The organism is Deinococcus sp., from assembly GCF_018260405.1.
GTDB lineage: Bacteria > Deinococcota > Deinococci > Deinococcales > Deinococcaceae > Deinococcus.
This window is the reverse complement of sequence record NZ_JAGLBG010000087.1, coordinates 1-10164: the sequence shown is the minus strand read 5'-3', so window position 1 is coordinate 10164 and position 10164 is coordinate 1. Positions and strand designations below refer to the sequence as shown.

Annotated in this window: 8 protein-coding genes and 1 pseudogene; 2 read left to right on the top strand and 7 right to left on the bottom strand. The window is 59.4% G+C overall.

Annotated elements, in window-relative coordinates:
- Positions 1-128 (top strand): IS3 family transposase (locus QZ269_RS10500; RefSeq protein WP_291426663.1); only part of this gene is annotated, 128 nt, incomplete at its 5' end.
- 209 nt (positions 129-337) lie between these two features.
- Here the strand turns inward: QZ269_RS10500 and QZ269_RS10495 are convergent.
- From QZ269_RS10495 to QZ269_RS10465, 7 genes and pseudogenes are all read right to left on the bottom strand, one after another.
- Positions 338-3142 (bottom strand): AAA family ATPase, encoded by a 2805-nt coding sequence (locus QZ269_RS10495; protein WP_291426662.1) that lies wholly within the window; start codon positions 3140-3142, stop codon positions 338-340.
- Positions 3143-3336: 194 nt separating this feature from the next.
- Positions 3337-3531: pseudogene (locus QZ269_RS10490) on the bottom strand (transposase); the annotation flags it as partial.
- 248 nt (positions 3532-3779) lie between these two features.
- A complete protein-coding gene (locus tag QZ269_RS10485; protein WP_291426661.1) occupies positions 3780-5654 on the bottom strand; it encodes an amidohydrolase in 1875 nt (624 codons plus the stop codon).
- Positions 5655-5729: 75 nt separating this feature from the next.
- The gene (locus tag QZ269_RS10480; RefSeq protein WP_291426660.1) at positions 5730-6392 is read right to left on the bottom strand and encodes a YoaK family protein; all 663 of its coding nucleotides are present in this window, start codon (positions 6390-6392) and stop codon (positions 5730-5732) included.
- 71 nt (positions 6393-6463) lie between these two features.
- A complete protein-coding gene (locus QZ269_RS10475) occupies positions 6464-7129 on the bottom strand; it encodes a hydrolase (RefSeq protein WP_291426659.1) in 666 nt (221 codons plus the stop codon).
- Between the two features lie 198 nt (positions 7130-7327).
- Positions 7328-7933, bottom strand: coding sequence for an NAD(P)H:quinone oxidoreductase (gene wrbA / locus QZ269_RS10470; protein ID WP_291426658.1), 606 nt, complete (start codon positions 7931-7933; stop codon positions 7328-7330).
- A gap of 274 nt (positions 7934-8207) precedes the next feature.
- Positions 8208-8423 (bottom strand): hypothetical protein, encoded by a 216-nt coding sequence (locus QZ269_RS10465; protein WP_291426657.1) that lies wholly within the window; start codon positions 8421-8423, stop codon positions 8208-8210.
- A 43-nt stretch (positions 8424-8466) separates the two neighbouring features.
- On the opposite strand from QZ269_RS10465, the gene QZ269_RS10460 reads away from it, so the two are divergent.
- Positions 8467-9918 carry a carboxylesterase family protein gene (locus tag QZ269_RS10460; RefSeq protein ID WP_291426656.1) on the top strand — a complete coding sequence of 484 codons (1452 nt, stop codon included), beginning with the start codon at positions 8467-8469 and terminating at the stop codon, positions 9916-9918.
- Positions 9919-10164 lie beyond the last annotated feature (246 nt).

Below are 10164 nucleotides of genomic sequence, written 5' to 3'. Positions count from 1 at the left end.
GGCGCAATCAGACCCGTAGCGAGGTATTTGAATGGATTGAGGTGTTCTACAACCGTCAGCGCCGTCACTCAGCGTTAGGCTACCGGTCCCCGGTGGCCTTCGAGGAGCAAGCCCTCAACCTGAACTAACCCTCCACAAAACCCTTGACATTTCAAGGAGTGTTTGCGCACATCACTTTCTAGCCCTCTCCCCTTTACTTTCCATTGAGATAAAAGTCTGGAGTGGAATCTCTTTCGACACGTCCGGGGATAAGCCCAGGACGCTCCCATTTCAGTGGTGTCGGGCATAGTTCCAGCCAACTACCGATCCGGCGGCAGCTGGCCCTATAAGTCTGCCTCTAGCTGCTCAGCCAGCCACGCCCCAGTGCGTCGGCCAGCAACCCCACCACTACCCACTCCAGTTCACTATTCGGTGCGAGCACTAGCGCAACGGACATCTCCGGATTCAGGACGTAATAGCCCGTTTTAACCCGCTGCCACAGCTGCCGCGCGGGGACGTAAGTGCTGTCCACCTCGGAGCGGGCCATCACATGGTTGAAGTAGGGCCGCTTGCGCCGCTGCTCGCGCAACACGTTTTTGGGGTAGTGTTCCAGATTGAGACGCAGTGAGTTGACGAAAAAGCCGCTCTCACGCTCATGAAAGTCACGGGGCGTAAGCATCGGGTGCCTCAGACGTGACGTGTAGGTGGGCAGTTGCGCCAGCATCACGCTTAGGAAATAGAACTCCGCGCCGCTCTCCTGGAGCCTGACCAGCCGCCCGCCGACCTGCACATCCAAATGCGTGGGCTTTAGCCTGTCCCACAGCGGGCCCAGCTTGGTTCTGGCGTAGTCCTCATCAGTCATCGCCCGCCAGAGCGCCAGCATGTGCGGGGTGCGCCCGTGCACGTCGGTCTGCCCAATGTCCGCGCCGCGTTCCAGCAGGGCGTCCACCAGTTCCAGATTGCCGCTGAGGGTCGCCAGCATCAGCGGGGTCAGGTTCTCCTGGGTGCGGAAATCCACGCCGTAACGCTCGGTATCGGCCAGAATCGCCCGCAGGTTACCGGTCTCGTAGGGCTTGCGGTACTTATCCACAATGGCCTGACGCTGGATACGGCGGTCTTTTTCATTGTTCCGCAGGAAAGACTGTGCGGGCCGGATTTTCAACGCAGCGAGTTCTTCCAGCAGGTGGTCGTCCAGCGTCAGCAGCGCGTAGTCGGTCAGTTCGCGGGCCTTTTTCACGTCGCCTGCGTGCTGCCGCGCCTCGCCCTGCATCCTCGCCAGTACCTGCGGCGTCCAGACTTCCCACGGCACGGGCTTTTGCTGCAAAATCCGGCGGCGAATATCGCGGGCCTGCTCTTTTTTGCCCTGGAGTTCCAGCTTGCGGGCCTCGCGCTCCCAGTCATCGCGGCTAGCCTTTTTAACCCGCAGCTGCTCGGCCTCGTTGCCCAGTTCCACGCCCAGCAGCGGCAACAGCGGGTGACGGATGTCGTTTTCCACCAGAATCACGCGCTTCACGGCGCGGGTCACGGCAACATAGAGCGCGTTCACATAGAATTTGTAGATTTCCAGCGATTTGTCGGCCTTGTCTTTGGCGCGGCGGTAGACCAGTTCCTCGCCCTTCAGGTCGTCTCGGCTGACCCCGTCGGCAATCTCGGCGTAGGTCTGCCGCGCTCCCGAAATAAAGTTGTGCAGGATGATATTGGGATATTCCAGCCCTTTGGCCTCGTGCACACTGAAGACCAGGGGCGTGCCAAAGGCCTCACGGGCGGCGGGCTTGTCCTCGTCGCGCAGCACCAGCACGGCGTACTGCGTGGAGTCGCGCGTCTGGTCGTCGAGGTGCTTTTTGACCTGCTTGCTGTCGGGCAAAAAGGTGACCGAGCCGCGTTCGCTGGCGACGGCCCGCACCAAAAAATTGCTCTCGCGGTCTACGCTGCCAAAGCGGGCGTGCTTGACCTTCAGAATGTCGTTGGCGACCCGCGCAACCTGACTGGAATTGCGGAAATTGGCCTGCAACACGCTGATTTTCTGCCGCTCGGCCAGTTCGGGGTCTTTGTACAGCAGTGACTTGACGGCGGCCCACGAGAAAAAGTTGGGGTGGACAATCTGGTTACTGTCGCCGCACAGCAGGAATTGCCCCGGTGTCTTGAGGGTGTGCAAAATCAGCGCCAATTGCGCCGCCGTGAGATCCTGAACCTCGTCCACCACGACGAAATCATAGGTGGGCTGGGCCTCGGTACGGTAGCTGGCGGCCAGTAGACTGGAATCGTAGAGGCCGGACTCGCCCAGCCAGTTCAGGTACTTGGCAAAGAGGTCGTACACGCCCCCTCTGGTTTCGGCTCCGTAAATGCTCTGGCGAATGCCCAGGCTCAGGTACTCCTCGCGGCTCAGTGCTCCGGCGGGCGAACTGCTCAGCACGCCCCGGAATTCCTCGAAGAGCTGGTGCGCGTCGTTGCCCTTCAGGCCCGGCTGGCGCGTGACCCAGCCGCGAAAATCTTCAAACGTGACCTCGTGCCCTTGCGGTACCCGGATGGTGCGTAAAAAGTCCGCGAAGCTCAGAAAACTGACCTCCTGCGCCTCGTTTTCAAAGCCGTGGGCGCTGTAGAGTTCGCTGGCACTCTGCGCCAGAAACTTGGACAGCGTGACATACAGCACCTGTCCCGGCATCTCGCGCAGCTTTTGCAACGTCAGCGCGGTCTTGCCGCTACCCGCCGACCCCACCAGAATCACTGGGGCGGGCGTGCGGTACACCGCGTCCTGGGTATCGTCGAACGAAATCACCTTGTCCAGCAGATGAAATTCGCTGCGGCTGGGGTGGATATAATGCACCTTCTGCGCCTCGCTGTTGACGGCGGCCACATTGAAGTCGGGTAGCTTGGCCTCGTCAATGGCGGCTCCGCGAAGAAAACGCGACTTCTCGTAAGCGTGCTGGTGAATGATTTCCAGCGCCAGGCATACGGTTTCGGGCGGCTGTCCCTCCGCCTCATGGCGCACGAAGGTTAGCAGCACACGGTTGGTGTCATCCAGCTTGGCGCGGTAATAGGGCCACTGCGCGAGTTTTTTGATATCGGGCGTCCTGAAATCATCCCGCTCGACCGCTTCTTGCACCCTTTTCAGCTTGGGCTTCAGCTTGCCGGTGTCCAGATCGCGGTAAGAGAGGAAGCGCACAAAGAAAAAATATCATGTGACCTTACGGCCTGATGAAAGAGCTGAGTATGCAGGCTTTTATCTCAGGCTCATAGTGGATTCCGGGGAGCTGAGGTGAGCAATAGAGGCAGGAGTGGGCCAAGAAGAGACTGACCGCGTCGGCGCGGATTGTGCATGGCCTGGAAGAATCCAAGATAGAGCGGTCACCATCGGTGCGAGATTCCCCGGTGTGGGCGCAGCCATGAGCGGAGTAAGCTCCATATACCTTCAATGGTGTTGACATGAACCTCGTTGGTTCCGTCTCCATCATCGTCGCGGGCATACTCACCGTCACCGTGAATCACGGTGACGTGTCGATAACTCCACTCCGTCACTCGGTTATAGATAGAGTATTCATCGGTGTTGACCAGACTGAAGAACCCTGCACTAAAGTGCAGGGTTCTTCAGTTCTGGATCGTGGGTACGACACGCGGGCGTGTCGTGCATTGGCTGAGATGGAAGGGCTGGTGGCCCATATTCCAAAGAGGGCATCGCCTTCTGACGCGATGGGACAAGCAGCAGGAGCTCTATCTGGGGTTCGTCGAACTGGCGGCCTGCCTCGTCATCTGGCGCAAATTAGCTCCTGTCGCTCCCATCCGTGCATTTCCCGGATAGGCGTTTAGAACGCAAAGCAGGAGCAGCCCAGCGCCCCCCAGAAGGCCGTCTTATCCTGATCGCGCACAGGAACGTCCTTGCTCCAGGCATGGTCATGGCCGTGCATGCCGCAGGCGCTGGAGCAACCGCACAGAGCCGTATTGTTCTGGAGTGGCTCATTTGACGGCGCATTGCGGTTCTCGGAGGGTCGCCAATGCCCACCGTAGCGCTTGACAGGCGACCAGTCGGGAGAGGCGGGGGGAAGTGGGGGGTCGTCGCTTGTGAATTCGGCAGCGGCGTAGACGATGCGTCCATCAACAATCGTCAGAACCGATTCGATCCACTGAATGTCGTCACCGTCCACTTCAAAGTAATCGTCCGACAGCACAGCGATGTCAGCAAGCTCGCCTACCGACAGCGCCCCCTTCTTACTCTGCTCGCCTGAAAACCACGCCGAGCCTTTGGTGTACAGGCGCAGCGCCGTGGTGCGGTCAAGGGTGTTGTTCTCATCGTATAGCGTCATGCCGCCCACTGTCTTGCCGGTGGTCAGCCAGCGCAGGCATACCCAGGGGTTGTAGGAAGCCACGCGGGTTGCGTCCGTGCCCGCACCAACAGGCAAGCCCATTTCCAACATTTTCTTGATGCGCGGTGTTTGTTTGGCTTCTTCTGCGCCGTAGCGTTCCACAAAGACCTCACCCTGAAAGGCCATGCGGTGCTGCACGGCAATGCCTGCGCCCAGCGCCTGAATACGCTCTAGGGTGCGCTCGCTTACTGTTTCGGCATGGTCAAAGATGATGCGGTTGGGCAGCGGCTGCTTTTGGGCCACCCGTTCAAAGACATTCAGAAAGCGGCTGACGCTCTCGTCGTAAGTCCCGTGGATGCGAAACGGCCACTTCTTCTCGGCCAGCACTTCCACGATGGCCTCCAGCTCTTTTTCCATCTTTTCGGGCAGTTCAGGGCGCGGATAATAGAAATTTTCAAAGTCACCTGCGGCCCAGGTCAGGTTTTCACCTGCGCCATTCATCAGGTAAAAAGCGTCGCCGTCGCCTGGAAAGGTCATGTCCGTCCACTTCTTGTAGTCGTCCAGTTCCTCGCCCGCCTTCTGTGCAAACAGGTTGTAAGCGATGCGGACATTCAGGTGGCCGTCGTCGTGCAGCTTTTTGACCACTTCGTAGTCGTCCGGGTAGTTCTGCCCGCCGCCGCCCGCGTCAATCGCCGAAGTCAGGCCCAGGCGGTTAAGTTCGCGCATGAAGTGCCGGGTAGAGTTGATCTGGTCTTCCAGGGGCAGTTTGGGCGTTTTGCCCAGTGTGGAATACAGAATAGACGCCGAGGGGGTCGCCAGCAGCAGGCCCGTGGGATTGCCCTGGCTGTCGCGCTCGAATTTGCCGCCTGGGGGGTCGGGGGTCTCTTTGTCGAAGCCCAGAGCTTCCAGCGCGGCGCGGTTAAGTTGCGCGTGGGCGTACAGGTGCAGCAAAAAGACGGGGGTGTCGGGCGCGGCCTTGTTCAGTTCGTCCAGCGTGGGCATCCGCCGCTCGGCAAACTGAAACTCTGTCCAGCCGCCAATCACGCGCACCCATTGCGGCGCGGGCGTGTGCTCGGCCTGGTCGCGTAGCAGCTCGAGCGCCTCGTGCAACGTTGGCACGCCTTCCCAGCGCAGCTCCTGGTTGTAACTCAGTCCCCCGCGAATAATGTGCAGGTGGCTGTCGTTCAGCCCAGGAATGGCGCGGCGGCCCCTGAGGTCAATGATGCGCGTCTTTTCACCGGCCAGCCGCAGCACTTCATTGTCGTCGCCAATCGCCATGACCTTGCCATCCTGAATCGCCAGTGCGCTGACTTCGGGGCGTTTGCTGTCGAGCGTGGTGATTTTGCCGTTTCTCAAAATCATCTGTACGTTTTCCATATTGCTCCTCCGTGTGAGTAGAGAACCTGACCGGTGAAAGGTGAGGCGCACATCTATCGATCGCCCCCACTGCTCTTACACTTTTTCCTCCTCCCCGACTGCAAACAGCGCGGCTGTCAACCCGACACACAGCGCCGTTGCCAGAATGGTCGCCACCAACCCAGCCGAGTAGTAAATGAGTGCCCCAGTCACCGCGCCGACCACCAGCAGCAGCACCGAGAACAGGCGCACACCCAGCTTATCCGTCTTGCCGCGTCCCAGGTCAGCGGCCATGCCCGCCAGCGTTAGGGTCATGACGGTAGTTTTCATATCATCCAGAGCAGATTTTTTGATAGAAACCGTATTTTGCAGGCCCATGGCCACACCAAGCAAAATCAGCATCAGCCAACGGCCCCAGCTGTCGCTTTCCCCGGCCTTTGTCAGCCACGCCAGACCCGCGCCCAGCAGGATAAAAACAGTTTGAATCCCCAGTGCAAGGCCCGCTTTCCTGGCGGTGAGTTTGTCCCGGATAAGGCGTCCGGCCACAAAAGCCCCCAGCAGGAACCCGAAAATGGCTGCCAGCGAAGAGGGCACCGAATAGTCGGATGAGCCGCCCAACGAGAAACCCAGAAAAACAAGGTTGCCAGTCATGTTGGCCGCAAAAACGCTGCTCCCAAGCACCGTAGCCGCATCTATCAGACCGGTGCTCACGGTAAGCAGCGATAGTGCAGCCAGCATGAGGCGAGAGTTATCTTTCATGGTTTCTCCAATTCTAGAAAAGGCCCCAAGTCACGGAATAGAACTGGGGCGCGGCAGACTCGAAAGAAGCTTTATTCCTTGGCTTTGGCGGGAAAGTTCTCGACGTAGAAGACGCCTATGCCGTAAGCGCCAGCGTGTTGTTTCAGAACTTTCATCACAGCGTCGTAGGTTTCTTGACGTGCCCAGTCGCGTTGCAGTTCCAGCAGCACCTGCATCCAGGTCACCATCACGGCTCCGGCGTCACGCATACGCGAAATGGCCATGTTATGCACTTCAGTACTCACGCCGCCCGATGCGTCGGTCACCACATACACTTCGTAGCCCTGCTCCAATGCCGAAAGGGTAGGCAGCAGCGCACAGACTTCCGTCCAGAGGCCCGCCAGGACAATCTTTTTGCGGCCACTGGCTTTGATGGCCTCCACCACGCGCTCATCTTCCCAGGCGTTGACGGTCGTGCGGTCAATGGGCGTCTTGTCGGGAAACACCTGCTGAATCTGCGAAACAAGCGGCCCGGAGAAGGTCTCAGCGGCAACCGTGGTCAGCACCGTGGGGATATCCCAAATCTTGGCCGTTTTCGCCATACCCTCGGCGGCATTCAGAACCATTTGATGGTCGGCGTTCTGCACGCCGAAGAACATCTGCGGCTGATGGTCAATGAGCAGGAAAACGGTGTTGTCGGGAGTCAGAAGCTTTTCGCTAGGTGCGGCCTTCACGTTTTTGGGGAAATTGTCAAACATGGTTTCTCCTTCTTAACTTGAATGAAATAGGCCTTAACTGAGCGGAGCTAAGGAGCTGCCGGGTGCAGAGTGGATCATGATGCACCTCTACCCCGAACGGACGTGTAAAGCTGCGAAGCAGAGCGAATAGGTAACGGTGAAAATAATGCGGGTTTGGGCGATGTTCCCAAACCCGCGTCACTGTCGCTGGAAGCTTCTTTAGCCTTTGAGTTTGCCGGTCAGTTGAACCTGACGCTCGGCCTGATGACGGATGCTGGTCTTGTCGGTGTCGCTCAGGGCTTCACCGTTGGCGGTCACGCTTGCGCCGTAGGGGTTGCCGCCCGAGGCGAAGATGCCGGGGTGGGTGTAGCCGGGAGGGGTCAGAATGGCTCCCCAGTGCATCGCGGTGATATACAGGGTTTGCAGGGTGGTTTCCTGGCCGCCGTTGACGTTCTGGGCGCTGGTCATGGCGCTAAAAGTCTTATTGGCGAGCTTGCCGCTGGCCCACAGGCCGCCCAGCGTGTCAATAAAGGCGCGCATCTGGCTGGCCGTGCCACCAAAGCGGGTGGGGCTGCTGAGGATGTAGCCATCGGCCCATTCCATGTCGGCGGGGGTGGCCACGGGAATGTCCTGCATGGCCTCCAGGTTGGCTTTCCAGGCGTCCTGACCGTTCACGACGGCTTCAGGGGCGGTTTCGGCCACGCGCACCAGGCGCACTTCTGCGCCAGCTTCACGGGCGGCGTCGGCGGCTTCGCGGGCCATGGCGAGACCCGTTCCGTAGGTGGAATAAAAAACGACGGCGATCTTTACAGTGTTCTGAGTCATAGAGTTCTCCTTAGAGGGCCTGGGCAGTACCACCCCCGTCATGCAGAGTCACTAAATCACTTAAATATTTAACTGTCAAGTAGGGATTAACGCTCAGAACACTCATAAACCGTCCACCTTTGGTTCACGAAGAACCGGTGGTAGGTGCTGGTAGGGGAAGTGAAGCCGCGCTCCCAAGAACTTCTCATACGGACTGCCGTCTGTTTCATTGACCACCCGGAAGCCGTTTCTTTTCGGCTCGGGCTGAGAGGTTTTGCAAACCATTCAACCGGGGTCAGTAAAAATTGGGCACAAAGACCGCTGAGCGGTAATGCTGGCTAAGCCGCAGCTGGAGCGGTGCGGCGCTAAAGGCGCTCAGCGCGGCCTGGTCATCTTTCAGCCAGCCGTCCAGCCAGGCTGCTATCAGTCGACCCTGCCACTCCAGTTGCGCGGCACTGCCCCGGCGGTCGGTAAAGGTCAGGTGGTCATATCCGGCTGGCACCAGTTCCACGCTGGCGACGCCGTGCGCCTGCCACCATTGCCAGCCGCTGAGTTTGACCTCAGCGGTGGCGATTCCGGTGGCTGTGCAGGGGCCATCTTTAGCAAAACCCAGTGCCGGAACACGTGGCGTTACCTCGCCCGCGGGCTTTTTCTCGCAGGAGCGGACCGCCGAGCGCCCAGCCCAGCAGCCTGGTCATGTCTGCCCGCAGAATCAGACCCTCAGTGGTCACCCTAACCAGGTACGCGGCAACGAGGACTGCCTCTCTCTCAATATCTACGCGTCACACACGGCCCAGAACCTACCGGTGATGATCTGGCTTCACGGTGGCAGCTTTGAAACTGGCGCAGGCAGCGACTATGACCCGAGTCCGCTGGCGCGTGAGCAACATGTGATCGTAGTGACCATCAATTACCGTCTGGGCGCACTGGGCTTTCTGGCGCTTCCCACTCTGACACAAGGCGGCTCGGCGGGAAATTACGGCCTGCTCGACCAGCAACTGGCTCTGCAATGGGTGCGTGATAACATCGCGGCCTTTGGCGGAGATGCCCACAATATTACGGTTTTTGGCGAGTCGGCGGGCGGAATGAGTATCTGCGACCAACTGGTTATGCCAGGAGCGCAGGGCCTTTTTGATAAGGCCATCATAGAAAGCGGCCCCTGCACATCGGCTGGGGTCACGGTATCCCGCCAGGAGGCCTTCAATCAGAGCGCGGCTGCCATCAAAACACTGGGTTGTGACCCGAATGACGTGGCCTGCCTGCGCCAGCTGCCCGCCGAGAAACTGGCGCTGACCCGTCCGCCCAAATCTGGCACGGTTCCCTTTGCGCCGCTGTACGGAGATCCAACCCTGCCGCAAGCTCCCGCCCAGGCGCTCACTACGGCTCAGGCGCTGAAAGTACCGCTGCTGATCGGCAGCAACCTGGATGAAGCGCGGGTCTTTGCGGCGTTCATCGTGAAGCCGGAACGCGACCTGAATCTGTGGGAGTATCTGGGCGGCAGCTACCTGCTGAATAAAGGTCATCTGCTGGCATCCCTGTTTCACTACACGGCAGCTGCGTACGGTACTCGCACCCTGGCCCTGGCCGCCGCCAGCACCGACCAGGCCTTCGCCTGTCCCACCAGTGACCTTGCCCGCAGCCGTAGCCACGCTGTACCGGTCTACGCCTACGAATTCCGTGACCGCAGCGTGCCTGTCCGGGCGTCCCCGACCCCAGGTCTGCCTTCTCTGGGCGCGTTTCACTCGGTAGAAATCCCGTTCGTGTTGGGAACCTCCAACGAGCTGGTGAATCTGGACGCCTTTACGCCCCAGCAGCTCGATCTGGGACGCACCATGCGAGCTTACTGGGCTAATTTTGCCCGCACCGGCGATCCTAACGGCGCAGGGCTGGCCGTTTGGAACCCACTGAATGCCGATGGAAGTGGCGTGCAGGAATTGCGCCCCGAGCGGATCGGGCCAGTCACTGATTTCCGCAGCTTTCATCAGTGTGATGCCATTTGGAAATGAACAGGCTTTTATCCTGGCGGCCTGCTCTCTAGGGTACAAAAGTAGCGAGAAGGTACCTGAACCTCGTCCTAGCGGGCTTTTTGCCCCAGGCCAGATTCCCAATGGCTTTCCTGAGGGTATCCAATCCCCGACGGAACAAGCTTTTGGGCGCATAGCCATGCTTAAGCGGCTTAGAGGCTGTCTGAGGCCCTAACCATGGGAAATGTTTTAGGCTTTAACGGTGGAACGCGCAGCTTACCCTAGCGA